Origin of the sequence: Aeromicrobium sp. Root236 (assembly GCF_001428805.1) — a bacterium.
Taxonomy (GTDB): domain Bacteria; phylum Actinomycetota; class Actinomycetes; order Propionibacteriales; family Nocardioidaceae; genus Aeromicrobium.
The window spans coordinates 3,513,705-3,526,883 of sequence record NZ_LMIS01000001.1 but is presented as its reverse complement, the minus strand read 5'-3'; the positions used below and the strand labels follow the sequence as shown (position 1 = coordinate 3,526,883).

13 protein-coding genes are annotated in these 13,179 nt (G+C 70.7%); 6 read left to right on the top strand and 7 right to left on the bottom strand.

Going from position 1 to position 13,179, the window contains the following annotated elements:
- Positions 1 to 15 precede the first annotated feature (15 nt).
- Together ASE12_RS17725 and ASE12_RS17720 are read left to right on the top strand one after the other, a co-directional pair.
- A complete protein-coding gene (locus ASE12_RS17725) occupies positions 16 to 984 on the top strand; it encodes an N-acetyltransferase (RefSeq protein ID WP_162255519.1) in 969 nt (322 codons plus the stop codon).
- A 42-nt stretch (positions 985 to 1,026) separates the two neighbouring features.
- Positions 1,027 to 1,860, top strand: a complete 834-nt coding sequence (locus tag ASE12_RS17720; RefSeq protein ID WP_056403697.1) for a hypothetical protein — start codon at positions 1,027 to 1,029, stop codon at positions 1,858 to 1,860.
- A 3-nt stretch (positions 1,861 to 1,863) separates the two neighbouring features.
- Here the strand turns inward: ASE12_RS17720 and ASE12_RS17715 are convergent, their stop codons facing one another.
- From ASE12_RS17715 to mshB, 4 genes are read right to left on the bottom strand one after another with little or no spacing between them, the layout of a single operon-like run.
- A complete protein-coding gene (locus ASE12_RS17715) occupies positions 1,864 to 3,966 on the bottom strand; it encodes a VanW family protein (protein WP_056403695.1) in 2,103 nt (700 codons plus the stop codon).
- Positions 3,963 to 4,496, bottom strand: coding sequence for a flavin reductase family protein (locus ASE12_RS17710; RefSeq protein WP_056403692.1), 534 nt, complete (start codon positions 4,494 to 4,496; stop codon positions 3,963 to 3,965). The genes ASE12_RS17715 and ASE12_RS17710 overlap by 4 nt, the downstream gene beginning before the upstream one ends.
- Positions 4,493 to 4,828, bottom strand: coding sequence for a hypothetical protein (locus ASE12_RS17705; RefSeq protein ID WP_056403689.1), 336 nt, complete (start codon positions 4,826 to 4,828; stop codon positions 4,493 to 4,495). The genes ASE12_RS17710 and ASE12_RS17705 overlap by 4 nt, the downstream gene beginning before the upstream one ends.
- 2 nt (positions 4,829 to 4,830) lie before the next feature.
- Positions 4,831 to 5,736, bottom strand: coding sequence for an N-acetyl-1-D-myo-inositol-2-amino-2-deoxy-alpha-D-glucopyranoside deacetylase (mshB, locus tag ASE12_RS17700; protein WP_056403688.1), 906 nt, complete (start codon positions 5,734 to 5,736; stop codon positions 4,831 to 4,833).
- Between the two features lie 70 nt (positions 5,737 to 5,806).
- Here mshB and ASE12_RS17695 point away from each other — a divergent pair, with 70 nt between their 5' ends.
- Positions 5,807 to 7,888, top strand: a complete 2,082-nt coding sequence (locus ASE12_RS17695) for a S9 family peptidase (protein WP_056403684.1) — start codon at positions 5,807 to 5,809, stop codon at positions 7,886 to 7,888.
- 6 nt (positions 7,889 to 7,894) lie between these two features.
- On the opposite strand, the gene ASE12_RS17690 is transcribed toward ASE12_RS17695, so the two are convergent.
- Positions 7,895 to 8,161: a hypothetical protein gene (locus ASE12_RS17690; RefSeq protein WP_056403682.1), complete on the bottom strand. Its 267-nt coding sequence runs from the start codon at positions 8,159 to 8,161 to the stop codon at positions 7,895 to 7,897.
- Between the two features lie 128 nt (positions 8,162 to 8,289).
- On the opposite strand from ASE12_RS17690, the gene ASE12_RS17685 reads away from it, so the two are divergent.
- From ASE12_RS17685 to ASE12_RS17675, 3 genes are all read left to right on the top strand, one after another.
- The gene (locus tag ASE12_RS17685) at positions 8,290 to 9,861 is read left to right on the top strand and encodes an ABC-F family ATP-binding cassette domain-containing protein (RefSeq protein ID WP_056403678.1); all 1,572 of its coding nucleotides are present in this window, start codon (positions 8,290 to 8,292) and stop codon (positions 9,859 to 9,861) included.
- 21 nt (positions 9,862 to 9,882) lie between these two features.
- Positions 9,883 to 11,124 carry an FAD-binding protein gene (locus tag ASE12_RS17680; RefSeq protein WP_056403675.1) on the top strand — a complete coding sequence of 414 codons (1,242 nt, stop codon included), beginning with the start codon at positions 9,883 to 9,885 and terminating at the stop codon, positions 11,122 to 11,124.
- A gap of 65 nt (positions 11,125 to 11,189) precedes the next feature.
- The gene (locus ASE12_RS17675) at positions 11,190 to 11,972 is read left to right on the top strand and encodes a YqjF family protein (protein WP_056403671.1); all 783 of its coding nucleotides are present in this window, start codon (positions 11,190 to 11,192) and stop codon (positions 11,970 to 11,972) included.
- A 26-nt stretch (positions 11,973 to 11,998) separates the two neighbouring features.
- Here the strand turns inward: ASE12_RS17675 and ASE12_RS17670 are convergent, their stop codons facing one another.
- On the bottom strand, positions 11,999 to 12,418 hold the full coding sequence (locus ASE12_RS17670; RefSeq protein WP_056403668.1) for a cupin domain-containing protein: 420 nt from the start codon (positions 12,416 to 12,418) through the stop codon (positions 11,999 to 12,001).
- A complete protein-coding gene (locus ASE12_RS17665; RefSeq protein WP_235508939.1) occupies positions 12,415 to 13,173 on the bottom strand; it encodes a phosphotransferase in 759 nt (252 codons plus the stop codon). The genes ASE12_RS17670 and ASE12_RS17665 overlap by 4 nt, the downstream gene beginning before the upstream one ends.
- Positions 13,174 to 13,179: the final 6 nt, after the last annotated feature.

Genomic DNA, 13,179 nt, shown 5'->3' with positions numbered 1-13,179 from the left:
TGGAAGGCTGGGGACATGCCATTGGACGCCGCCTCGATCGGGCAACGCATCGTGGTCCGCTACGTCGTCGGCGGCACGGGGCCGTCAGGTGGGCCGGCCATGAGCGACGCCATCGGGCGGGTGCGCGCGGTCGACGAGACGAGCGTGACGCTGGAGCGCCGGGACGGGCGTACTCAGGTCGTCGCGTTCTCGGACTTCGTCACCTGGAAGGCCGTACCGGACCGCCCCCTGAGACGGCGTCGCGCCGTCGATGTCAGCGCCGACGAGCTGACCCGCATCACGTCGTTGGGCTGGCCCGCGATCGAGTCGGTCCACCTCGGCGACTGGGAGCTGCGAACGTCGCGCCGGTTCACCGGCCGGGCCAACTCCGTCGCGGTGCACGGCGATCCCGGCCTGCCGCTCGACGAAGCGCTCGGCCGCGTGCGCGAGTTCTACGCGTCGCGCGACGTCCCGGCGCTCGCCCAGGTCGTCGTCGGCTCGACGGCCGAACGCGGAATCAGGGCCGTCGGGTGGGTGCCGATGGTGGGCTATCACGGCGGCGCTGTCGTGCAGGTCGCCGATCTCGAGCCGGCGTACGCCGCCGACCCGACCGCCCGCATCGCCCCGACCGCGGACGACGACTGGCTCGTCAACTACGGCCGCGTCAACGACCCGGCTGCGGCGCGCGCTGTCCTCGAGGGCCCGGCCACCGTCGGCTTCGTCTCGATCGGCTCCCCCGCCGTGGCGATCGGCCGGGTCGTGGTCACCGGCGAGTGGGCCGGCATCGCGTGCGTCGAGGTCGCCCCGGATCACCGCCGCCAGGGCCTGGCCCGCCGCATCGTCGAGACGTCGCTCGCCTGGGCCGTCGAGCACGGTGCCGACAAGGCGTACCTGCAGACGATGCGCACCAACCACGCGGCGCTCGCGCTCTACGAGCCGTACGGGTTCGTCGACCACCACGACTACCTGTACCTCGAGCCCGGGACCACAGCCTCCGCACAGTGAAGGCATAACAGTGGTCCAGGCAGCGTCCGTACGGTTAAAGGCATGACGCACGATCACGACGGACCCCACGAGCACGACCTCGGGCTGTCCCACGACCTGCCGACGCTCCTGAACCGGCGCCGCGCCCTGGGCCTGCTGACCGGTGCGGGACTCGCGGCCGCCCTCGCGGCGTGCAGCGGCAGCGACTCGTCGGGCTCCCCGGTCGCCACCACCTCGAGCCCGTCGGGCTCGTCCACCACCGGGGCCGTCAAGGGCGAGGTTCCCGAGGAGACCGGCGGGCCGTTCCCCGGAGACGGCTCCAACGGCGTCAACGTGCTGACCGAGAGCGGCGTCGTGCGCAGCGGCATCCGGTCGAGCTTCGGCGGCACCAGCACGACGGCCGAGGGCGTCACGGCGAAGCTCGACCTGACGATCTACGACCTGAACGGCAGCGCAGTCACGCCGTACGAGGGTGCCGCGGTCTACGTCTGGCACTGCGACCGTGACGGCCGCTACTCGATGTACGACTCGGAGATCGCCGACGAGAACTACCTGCGCGGCGTGCAGGCCGCCGACGCCGACGGCAAGCTGTCGTTCACGACGACCTTCCCCGGGGCCTACAGCGGACGGTGGCCGCACATCCACTTCGAGGTCTACAAGACCGCTGCTGACGCCCAGAAGGCGACCGGCAGGCTCCGCACCTCCCAGATCGCGCTGCCGGAGGACGCCTGCAAGCTCGTCTACGCGACGTCCGGCTACGAGCAGAGCATCACGAACCTGGCGCAGACGTCGCTCGACAGCGACATGGTCTTCAGCGACGGCTACTCACTGCAGATGGCGACCGTGACCGGCAACGTCGACGACGGCATGACGATCCGGCTCAACGTCGCGGTGTAGCGCTCAGTCGCTCTTGGGCTTCTTGCCGCAGATGACGTGGTCGGCGGCCTGGTAGGTGGCCGTGTCGGTCTCGGTCTTGACCTTCTTGCCGCCCTTGTAGAAGTAGCGGTAGATGTCGATGTCGAAGCCCGGGATCGGGTCCTGCGGCACGCACCGGTCGGTGTCGTCGTACTGCTTGCCCGGCGTGCGGCCGTTGCGACGGGCCGACTCGCCGGCCTTGATGTCCCACACCTTGGTGCTCCACAGCTCGACGTGCATCGTGCCGGGCGACGAGGGCGTGCTCTTGATGACGTAGGCGTGGACCAGGACGCCGTACTTCGTCGGGTTCTTGAACCGCAGGTCGAGACTGCCGAAGTAGACCGTCGCCTCACGGCCGACCGGGTAGCGGTTGATGTAGAACGCGTGCGGGTGGTGCTCGACGTCGTCCATGCCGCCGAAGAACCCGGCGTTGTAAGTCGTCGTCGCGACCTGGGAGACGCCACCGCCCAGCTCCTCGCGGAACACCCCGCCGTTGATGACGGTGCCGGTGACGAAGCCGTTGGCGGCCGTGCGCTCACCCACGATGTTGTTGAAGCTGAACGTCTCGCCCGGCTTGAGGATCGTGCCGTCGATCAGCTCGGCAGCGCGGCTCTGGTTGGTGTTGCGGTACTCGGCGTAGGGGAAGTGCGTCTCGAACTTGCTGATCTTCTGCTTGATCTTGAGCGCCTTGGCGTCGGCCGTCGTGAACAGCGGCTCGACGACCTTGGCCTCAACCTCGACGGCACGCTTCGAGCCGGACTCGGTCAGCGCCGGGAGCAGCTTGACGGCCATCTCCTTGGGCTGCAGGCCCACACCTTCCTTGCCCGGCATCACGACGGGCTTGCCGTTCTTGATCGTGACGGTCGCGTCGACGGCCTTCTTGCCGATGCCGGTCGTGGAGTCGGTCAGCGGGCCGGCGAGCTTCTTGGCGTCGAGGTAGGGCTGCAGCTTGTTGTCCTTGACCCGCACGACGAGAGCCGGGGCGTACGCCGTGACCGGCAGGGAGACCTTCTTGTCGCCGACCCGGATCGTGATCGGTGCGCTCACGGCAGGCTTCGCGATGGTCTTCATCGCGTCGGCGAGGCCGTCGGAGTCGACCGCCGGCTCGACGACCGCCGTCGGGACCTTCACGGGCTCGTCACTGACGAGGTAGGCCTCGCGGATCGCGTTTGCCGCATCCGCGCGGGCGATGACGCGGCCGGCCTTGGGCTCGCGGGCCTTGGGCTTGCCGTCGGGGAACGTGATCTGGGCCTCGACGACCTCGCGGTTGACGGCCTCGCCGATCGTGCCGATCGAGCTCTGGAGCTTGGCGTCGTCGACGTCGAGGGCCGGGTCGGTCTTGTGGTCGCCGAAGAACAGGCCCACCATGTCGGCCGGCTTCCAGCTGCGCTCGCCGCCGGCCTCACTGATCGTGCGGTCGAGGTCGAGGGCGAGTCCGGCGGCCTTGGGCTTGATCCGGAACTCGGTCTTGCCGTGGGTCAGCACGATCTCGCGGTCGACGTTGGGGGTCAGGGCCTTGTCGACGGCGGTGCGCGCGTCTGCGGGCGACATGCCGCTGACGTCGACTCCACCGATCGTGGCGTTGGCGGGCATCCGGCTGCCGGTCAGGAAGTAGCCACCGACGTAGAGGACGCCCACCACCAGGACCGCGCCGAGCAGGATGCGCCGGCCCCAGTGGGCCGATCCCCCGTCGTCGTCCGCAGTCGCCGGCTGGAGGTCGGTGCTGTCGTCGCCGGCGTCGTCGGCCGCCGGCTCGTCGTCGAGCGGTGCCGCCACGATGTCGTCGGCGTCACCCGTGTCGTGGTCCGGCTCGTCGGTGTCGTCGTACGTCGTGGCCGCCTCGGCCAGCACGGTGTCCTCGCCCGGCTGCAGCTCGTAGGCGGGCTCGACGTCGGGTACGTCCTCGAGCTCGATCTCCTCGTCGTGCTCGACCACGATCCCGGGCTCGACCACACCGTCGCCCTCGTCGGACAGGCTCGCCTCGGGCTCCCCGGCGTCCGGCGCCTCGTCGAGCTCGGGGGCGTCGTCGACCGTCGCGTCGTCGACGGACGGCTCGTCCGGCGTGAGGTCGTCAGGCTTGTCGGTCATGTGTTGCTCCCGTAGACGGTCTTCTCCGAGTCAGGCAGGCGCACGATCGTGCCGTAGTGCGAGCGGTAGTAGAGCAGCGGATCGTCGATGTCGTCCCGAACCGCAGCGGCAGTCACCGCACCGACCAAGATCGTATGGTCACCACCGTCCGTGACGGAAACCGTGGTGCACTCCAGCCAGGCCAGCGACTCGTCGAGCAGTGCCGCACCGGACGCGCCGCGGTGGAACGAGATGCCCTGCAGCTGGTCGTCCAGCGGCCGGCCGCGATGGGCGAACCAGGCGGACGCCGCGATGCCCTCCTCGGCCAGGATCGACACGCCCCAGAACCCCGTGTCGAGCACGGCCTCGTGGAAGCGGCTGGTCTTGTGGGAGCAGACGAGCACGAGCGGCGGGTCGAGCGAGACCGACGTGAACGCGCTCGCGGTCATGGCGTGGTCGACGCCGTCCTGCACCGTCGAGACGACCGTGACCCCGCTGGCGAACCGGCTCAAGGCGCCGCGAAAGGCCTGCTGGTCCACCATCGCGGTCATTGACCCAGCCTAGGAGTGCGGATGACCCCGACGACGATGGCCCCCACGCTGCCGAGCGTGAAGGACCAGCCGAGCCAGTCGGACGCGACGAGATAGCTGCCGCCGGGCGAGAACTGCTGTGCCAGCAGCACGATTCCCCAGCCCAGGCCCAGCCAGGCCCCGCCGACCGGGGCGATCCGGTCGGCTGCGAGCACCACGACGTACGTCACGAGCACCGCCAGCACGAGCCCCCACGGCCAGTCGACCCCGTGGAGACGCCACACGTGCCGGTGGACGAACGCGCCCAGCAGGCCGAGGTAGGCGCCGAGGACGACGAGGGCCGCGCGCTTCACCCTCAGAGACCGGCGAACAGGTCTTCCTCGAGACCGTCGGGTCCGACGGGCCCGCGCTGCCCCTTGGCGAGGCGGTAGTACTCGGTGCCCCACACCTGGGAGCCGGCGTTGTTGGACAGCGCGAAGAACGGGCCGTCGAGGGCGATCTGCGAGGCGTGCGCCTTCATGGCGTCCATCTTGGCCTCGGCGAACTTGTCGGCCACGACCTTGGCGTCGAGCTCGTCGTCGGTCGCGCCCCACGGCAGGTTGTCGGGATCCCAGCCCTCGAAGCTCGTCTCGTCGCCCGCCTCACGGAGCTTGCGGATGCCCTCGGCCATCTGCGACTTGGACATCGCGCTCCAGTAGAGCTTGGGGATGTCCCACGCCTCGCCGAGCTCGGGCCGGTAGGAGCGCACGGCCGCCAGCGCCGTCGCATAGGTCGCGACGCGATGGGCCTGGACGTGGTCGGGATGCCCGTAGCCGCCGAACTGGTCGTAGGTCACCAGGACCTGCGGCCGGACCTCACGGATGATCTCGACGAGGAGGTCTGCTGCGACGGTGAGGTCGGCGTGCCAGAACGTGTCGGGGCGGGTCTCGTCGGCCGCCGTGGCGCTGCCGTCCTCGGCCCACTTCATGCCGGAGTCGCGGAAGTGTCCGGGCCCGCCGAGGAACCGGTGGTCGGTGACGCCGAGCGCCTTCATCGCCGCCGCGAGCTCCTCGATGCGGTGCGGGCCGAGACCGTCCTCGCGGTCCGCGGCGAGGTGCGCGATCTCGGGCGTGAGGATCTCGCCCTCCTCGCCTGCCGTGCACGTGACGAGCGTGACCTGCACGCCCTCGGCGGCGTACTTGGCCATCGTCGCGCCGTTGCCGATCGACTCGTCGTCGGGGTGGGCATGGACGAGGAGAATCCGGCGGTCGCTCGAGGTCATGCCCCAAGGCTACTGACCGGGACTGACAGGGCATCGCCTCGCTCGCGATGCCCGTGATTGGATCGAGGGCATGACCGTCTCCTATCCGCGTCTGGCCGCCCGTACGCTCCGCTTCACCCTCGGCATCCCGCGCAATCTCACGGTGTCGCCCGATGGCCGCACGGTGCGCTTCATCCGTACGCCCGACGGTGTCACCCGCACCGGCCAGCTCTGGGAGCACGACGTCGAGACGGGAGCCGAGTCGGTCCTCGTGGATCCGGTCGCCCTGCTCGGCGAGGAGGGCGAGCAGCTGTCCGCCGAGGAGCGCTCACGCCGCGAGCGCAGCCGCGAGTCGGCCGCCGGACTCGTCGGCTACGACGTCGACGAGACGGGGCGCTGGGCGTGCTTCACCCTCTCGGGCCAGCTCTGGGCCGTGCACCTCGGCGCCAAGGCGGTCCACTCCCTGCCGAGCGTCGGGGCCGTCATCGACCCGCACCTCGACCCGACCGGACGACTCATCGCGTACGCCTCCGGTGGCGCGCTCCGGGTCATCGGCGTCAACGGCCAGGACGAGCGCGCGCTCGTCGAGCCCGAGTCGGCGACCGAGGTCTGGGGCCAGGCCGAGTTCATCGCCGCCGAGGAGATGGACCGGTTCCACGGGTTCTGGTGGGCACCCGACGGACAGTCACTGCTCGTCGAGCGCTACGACGAGGCGCCGGTCCACACCTGGCACATCGCCGACCCCGAGCACCCCGACCGTGAACCCGTCGCCCAGCGCTACCCCGCTGCCGGCACGCCCAACGCCGAGGTCACGCTCTGGCACGTCGACCTCGACGGCAACCGCACCGAGATCCAGTGGGACCGCACGACGTACGAGTACCTCGGCCGGGTGTCGTGGAACCCGCACAGCGATGCGGTGATCCAGGTGCTGAGCCGCGACCAGAAGGCGTCGCAGATCCTCACGGTCGACGTCACCACCGGACACACGAACGTACGCCGTGAGCTCGCCGACGCGGCGTGGGTCGAGCTCGCATCGGCGCCGAGGTTCGCGCCGGACGGTTCGCTCGTCACGGTCGAGGACGCCGACGGCTGGCGCCGCGTGCTGCGGGACGGTGCGACGGTCTCCCCCGACGGCTGGCAGGTACGCGGCCTCGTCGACGTGTTCGAGGACTGCGTCATCGCCACGGCGTCGCAGGAGCCCACCGAGGTGCACGTCGTGCGCTTCGGCTTCGACGGCGTCGTCACCGAGATCACCAAGGGCGCCGCGGTCCACGGTGCCGTGATCGGCGGGCCCACGACGGTCATCGTCCGCGCCGGCCTCGAAGCCGTTGGCACGACTGTCATGGTGCACCGGGAGAATGCCGAGCCGGCGCCGATCGCGGTCCTCGCCGAACCCGCCCCGCACGAACCGGTCGTCACGGTCGTCGCCGCCGGCGAGCACCAGCTGCGTACCGCGATCCTCTTCCCCTCCGGCCACGAGCCGGGGTCGCGGCGTCTGCCGGTCCTGATGGACCCGTACGGCGGCCCGCACGGCCAGCGCGTGATCGCGTCGGCACGGGCGTTCCTCGAGCCACAATGGCTCGCCGACCAGGGGTTCTGCGTCATCGTCTCCGACGGCCGCGGCACCCCGGGGCGCGGGCATGCGTGGGAACGCTCGGTGCTGCACGAGTTCGCCACCGTCACGCTCGACGACCAGGTGGCGGCGCTCGAGGCGGTCGCCAAGGCGTACCCCGACGACGTCGACACGACCCGCGTCGGCATCACCGGCTGGTCGTACGGCGGATACCTCGCAGCTCTCGCGGTGCTCAAGCGACCCGACGTGTTCCACGCGGCCGTCGCCGGAGCGCCGGTGACCGAGTGGCGCCTCTACGACACGTGCTACACCGAGCGCTACCTGGGCGATCCCACGACGCAGCCCGAGGTCTACGACCGCAACTCGCTGCTGCCGCTGGCGCCGGGGCTCGAGCGGCCGCTCATGATCATCCACGGCCTCGCCGACGACAACGTCGTCGCCGCGCACACCCTGCAGCTCTCGTCGGCGCTCCTGGCTGCCGGCCGGCCGCACACAGTCCTCCCGCTGTCGGGCGTCACCCACATGACGCCGCAGGAGGTCGTGGCCGAGAACCTCAAGCTGCTGCAGGTCCAGTTCCTCAAGGACCACTTGGACGCCTGACGGCGGTCAGTCCTTGAGGCGCTTGGGTGCGCCCGGGAGCTCGGGCGGGTCTTCCGGCAGGCGGTCGTCACCGGGCAGCCAGCCGCCGTAGACGTCGACCATCTCCACCACGCGGTCGTCGAACGGCTCGACCACGAGGACCCAGGCGCGGTCCTCCCAGTCCTCCTCGCCGGCGAACGCCTCACGCGTCAGCGTCGTCGAGTAGCCCTCGCTCTCGAGGGCCTTGACGAGCTCGACCGCATCCTCGTCGGAGTCGAAATAGATTCCAGTCACGGCAAGATCGTATGATGGTCGGCGTACGCATCCCCGAGGACAGGTAGCCGGAACGTTGAAGCTCTGAGGTCAGATCCCGCGCAGCAGCCCACAGCGGCCTGCGCACCCATCGACCTCATGGAGCGCACATGCGTGCATCACTTTCTGTCAACGACCTCTCTTTCACCTGGCCTGACGGCTCGCCCGTCTTCTCCGGTCTCGACCTGGGCCTCGGTCCCGGGCGCCACGGACTCGTCGGCCTCAATGGCTCCGGCAAGTCCACGCTGCTCCGGCTGATCGCCGGAATGCTGACGCCTCAAGGCGGCACGATCAGCGTCGACGGCGCCGTGGCGTACCTCCCGCAGGACCCCGGCGCCGAGCCGACCCAGACCGTGGCGGAGGTGCTCGGCATCGCCGAGACCATCGCCGCCCTCGCACGCGTCGAGGCGGGGTCGACGTCCGTCGCGGACTTCGACGCGATCGGCGACCGCTGGGACATCGCCGAGCGCACGGAGGCCGAGCTCGCCCGGCTCGGCCTCGGTCACCTCGGCCTCGACCGCACGGTCGCCTCGGTGTCCGGCGGCGAGCTCGTGCTGCTGTCCCTCGTCGCCCGACTGCTCGCCCGCCCGTCGGTGCTGCTGCTCGACGAGCCGACCAACAACCTCGACGCGGCTGCACGGGACCGCCTGATCGACATCGTCGTGTCGTGGAAGGGCACGTTGCTCGTGGTGAGCCACGACCGCCAGCTGCTCAACGCGATGGACGACATCGGGTCGCTGCGGGGCGGAGCCGTGCGCTGGTACGGCGGCGGCTACGACGACTACGAGGCTGCCGTGGCGGTCGAGCAGGAAGCGGCCGAGCGTGCCGTACGCGCTGCCGAGGCCGACCTTCGGGCCCAGCGACGCGACCGGATCGAGGCCGAGTCGGTCCTCGCGACCCGGCGCAAGCAGGGCGACAAGGCCTGGGCCGAGAAGCGGATGCCCAAGATCGCGATGGGCAACTACAAGCGGCGGGCCCAGGTGTCCGCCGGCAAGCTGCGCGGGGTCCATGACGACCGGATCGAGGACGCCAGCGCCCGTCTCGCCGAGGCAGAGGAGCTGGTGCACGACGACCGCGAGATCCGCGTCGACCTGCCGGACACGGTGGTCCCGTCGGGACGCGACGTGCTCACGCTCGAGGGCGTCCGGCCGGCGTACGGCGACCTGACGATCGACGTGGACGCACGCGGCCCGGAGCGCATCGGGCTGACCGGCGCCAACGGCACCGGCAAGACGTCCCTGCTGCGGACGATCACCGGTGAGTTCGAGCCCGCGGCCGGCGCCGTGCGCGCGTACGTGCCGCTGCGCTACCTGCCCCAGCGGATGGATCTGCTCGACGGGACGCTCACGATCGCCGAGAACGTGGCCCGCATCGCGCCCGGCACGACGGAGAACGAGCGGCGGGCCCAGCTCGCCCGGTTCCTGTTCCGTGGACGCGCCGCCGACCAGCAGGCCTCGACGCTCTCGGGCGGCGAACGGCTGCGGGCCACGCTGGCCTGTCTCCTGCTCGCCGAGCCCGCGCCTCAGCTCCTGCTGCTGGACGAGCCGACCAACAACCTCGACCTGCCGAGCATCCGGCACCTGGTCGAGGCGCTGGAATCGTACCGGGGCGCGTTCATCGTCGTGAGCCACGACGAGCGGTTCCTCGACGACCTCGGGCTCACCCGGAGGATCGACGTGTGACCCGCCCAGCACACTGGTGACATGACCGCGACCAACTGGGCAGGCAACCTGACGTACGGCGCCTCGGCGCTCCTCGAGCCGGCCACGGTCGACGAGCTGTGCGAGGTCGTGGCCGCGCCGCCACGCGTACGCGCTCTCGGCACCCGTCACTCGTTCAACCGCATCGCAGACACCGACGGCGTGCAGGTGTCGGTTGCGGCCCTGCCGAAGCGTGTCGAGGTCGATGCCGAGGCGCGGACGGTGACGGTCTCGGCCGGGCTGCGCTACGGCGAGCTCGTCGAGGAGCTCGACCGCGCGGGCTGGGCACTGCACAACCTCGCATCGCTCCCCCACATCTCGGTCGGCGGCGCCATCGCCACCGGGACCCACGGTTCGGGCGACCACAACGGCAGCCTGGCCAGCTCGGTGGCCGGGCTCGAGCTCGTCACGGCCGACGGCCGGGTGCTGACGGTGCGGCGCGGTGACGCGGACTTCGCCGGGATGGTCGTGTCGCTGGGCTGCCTGGGCATCGTCACCGCCGTGACGCTCGACATCGTGCCCACGTTCCAGGTCCGCCAGGACGTCTACGAGGGCGTGTCGTGGGAGGCCATCGCGGCCAACCTCGACGCGATCACCTCCAGCGCGTACAGCGTCAGCATGTTCACCGACTGGGGCGCGGCGGGCGCAGGCCAGGCCTGGCTCAAGTCACGCGCGGACGTCACGCCGCCGGCCGAATTCTTCGGCGCCGCGCCGGCGACGCGCGAGCTGCACCCGCTGCCCGACGAGTCGGCCGAGTTCACGACCCGTCAGCTCGGCGCGGCCGGTGCGTGGTGGGACCGGTTGCCGCACTTCCGCCTCGGGTTCACCCCCAGCAACGGCGAGGAGCTGCAGACGGAGTACCTGGTGCCGCGGTTCCACGCCCTCGCGGCGATCGATGCCGTACGCGCGCTCGCGCCGGCGATCCGGCCGCACCTGTTCGTCAGCGAGCTCCGGACGATCGCCGCCGACGATCTCTGGCTCAGCCCCAGCCACGACGTCGACTGCCTCGCGGTCCACTTCACCTGGCGGATGCACGTGCCCGAGGTGACGTCACTGCTGCCGGCCCTCGACGACGCGTTGGCGCCGTTCGCCGCGCGACCGCACTGGGGCAAGGTGTTCCAGAGCGACCGGGAGCGACTGGCCGCGGCCTACCCCGGGATCGCCGACTTCCGTTCCCTCGCCGACCGCATGGATCCCACCGGGACGTTCGCAAACGCCCAGACGTCGGAGTGGCTCGGCCGCTGACACGTGTGACGTAGTCGTTGCGGTTCCGGGCCCCAGCAGGTGGCCGGCGGTGGCACACTGAGAATATGAACACGTTCAATTCCCTGCCGGACGAGCTCGTCGGCCCTCGGCTGATGCGCCAGGATTGGACCCGTCTGGCGTTCATCCACTGGGCGGTCGATCCCGCGTTGGTGGCTCCCCTGCTGCCAGCCGGCACCCGCCCCGACGTGCTCGACGGCGTGACGTACGTCGGGCTGATCCCGTTCGAGATGCGCCGCGCCGGGTTCGGCCGTGGACCGGCGGTGCCGTTCTTCGGCGACTTCGCCGAGACCAACGTCCGGCTCTACTCCGTCGACGACGAGGGCCACCACGGCATCGTGTTCCGGTCGCTCGAGACGAGCCGGCTGCTCGTCGCCCTCGGCGCACGGGTCGCGTTCGGCACGCCGTACATGTGGGCTCGCATGCGGATCCGCCAGGAGGGCGACCGCATCGACTACGCGACCCGACGGCGCTGGCCTCGCCCTCGCGGAGCCGGCGCACGGATCTCGGTCCGCATCGGTGAACCGATCGCCGAGCCGTCCGAGGTCCAGCAGTTCGTGACGGCGCGCTTCGGGCTGCACACCCGCTACCTGGGTCGTACGCTCTGGATCCCCAACCACCACGCGCCGTGGCCGTTGCGGACCGCCACGATCGAGTCGCTCGACGACGAGCTGGTCGCGGCGGCCGGGCTGCCGGGCATCTCCGGACGTGCACCCGACTCGGTGATGTACGCCGACACGGTCCGCACCGAGTTCGGCGCACCGATCGTCATCCGCAGCGGGCAGGTTATGAAGCCTTCGGCAGGTTCCCACGCCGCCTTGGGTGCCTAAGGCTTCAAAAGTTGGCGCGCCGAGGCTCAGGCGAGCTCGAAGTCGTCGTAGTCGAACCCGGGTGACACGAGGCAGCTGACCAGCGCGTCGTCCTCGGACGGCCGGGTCCGCTGCCACACCCCCGCCGAGACCAGCACCTGCGGCAGCTCACCCGCCTCGAGGTCGCAGCCGACGACGTGGGCCTCGCACAGGCCCGGCTCGTCGCCGAAGCCGCCGAACTCGACCACGACAGCACCCTCGTGGGCGAGCCACACCTCGTCGGACGCGACCCGGTGCCACGCGGACGCCTCGCCCGCGGCGAGCAGGAAGTAGATCAGCGTCGCGGTCGGACGTACGCGGCCGTCGGCGAGCGTCACCGAGACCGGCGAGGCCCAGGTTTGCCGGAACCAGCCACCCTCGGGATGCGGCTCGAGGTCAAGAGCCTCGGCGAGCTCCGGCCGGGTCACAGCGCCGCCTCGATCGCCGGGATCCGCTCACGGAACGCGGCGACCCGGTCACGCGTACGTTGCGGCTCGCCGACCTTGCCGAGGTTGACGAAGCCCTGGTCGCCACGGGCCTGACCGGCCTCGATGCGATCGCCGGCCGCCGTCATGCGCTCGACCACCGCGTCGAGCACCGTCATCGGACCCCATTCGCCGTAGGCGTCGACCAGCAGGTCGAGCCGGCGGGCCACGTCGTCGACCGGGATCTCGCGGTAGAGCGGGATGCCGGTCCAGGCCAGGAACGCCAGGTCCTCGATCGGGCGACCGGGCCCGGCCATGTCCCAGTCGATCATCGCGACGAAGTGGCCGCTCTGGATGATCCAGTTGTAGGCGCCGGGATCGTGGTGGCAGATGATCTGCCCTTCGGCGAGCTCCGCCTCGCCGCCACGCCACTGGAGTACGCCCTCGGGCCGGTAACCGTCGACGAGGTCGTGGAAGTCGCGCAGCCACGTCACCGCCTCGGCGAGCACGTTGTCGAGGACGATCTCCTTGTCGACGGGGACGCCGCGACCCTCGACGTACTCCAGGATCTCGCGGCCGTCCTCGTCGATGCCGTGGAGCTCCGGGATGCCGCGCAGGCCGTTGTCGTGCAGGTAGGTCAGCAGCTCGTGGACCGCCGGCGTCCACGGGCCGGTCGGCCGACGCACGGTGCGGCCGACGCGCGTGGCACCGCCCACCGCGCCGGGCAGGTGCTCAGGCTCTGTGTCGTCGCGTGGCACTCTTTC

Excerpts from the sequence above, each read along its gene's own strand:
- mshB (WP_056403688.1), bottom strand. The coding sequence starts at position 5,736 with ATGACCTCGAGCGACCGCCGGATTCTCCTCGTCCATGCCCACCCCGAC.
- ASE12_RS17725 (WP_162255519.1), top strand. The coding sequence starts at position 16 with ATGCCATTGGACGCCGCCTCGATCGGGCAACGCATCGTGGTCCGCTAC.
- ASE12_RS17715 (WP_056403695.1), bottom strand. The coding sequence starts at position 3,966 with ATGACCGACAAGCCTGACGACCTCACGCCGGACGAGCCGTCCGTCGAC.
- ASE12_RS17720 (WP_056403697.1), top strand. The coding sequence starts at position 1,027 with ATGACGCACGATCACGACGGACCCCACGAGCACGACCTCGGGCTGTCC.
- ASE12_RS17675 (WP_056403671.1), top strand. The coding sequence starts at position 11,190 with ATGAACACGTTCAATTCCCTGCCGGACGAGCTCGTCGGCCCTCGGCTG.
- ASE12_RS17710 (WP_056403692.1), bottom strand. The coding sequence starts at position 4,496 with ATGACCGCGATGGTGGACCAGCAGGCCTTTCGCGGCGCCTTGAGCCGG.
- ASE12_RS17685 (WP_056403678.1), top strand. The coding sequence starts at position 8,290 with ATGCGTGCATCACTTTCTGTCAACGACCTCTCTTTCACCTGGCCTGAC.
- ASE12_RS17695 (WP_056403684.1), top strand. The coding sequence starts at position 5,807 with ATGACCGTCTCCTATCCGCGTCTGGCCGCCCGTACGCTCCGCTTCACC.
- ASE12_RS17680 (WP_056403675.1), top strand. The coding sequence starts at position 9,883 with ATGACCGCGACCAACTGGGCAGGCAACCTGACGTACGGCGCCTCGGCG.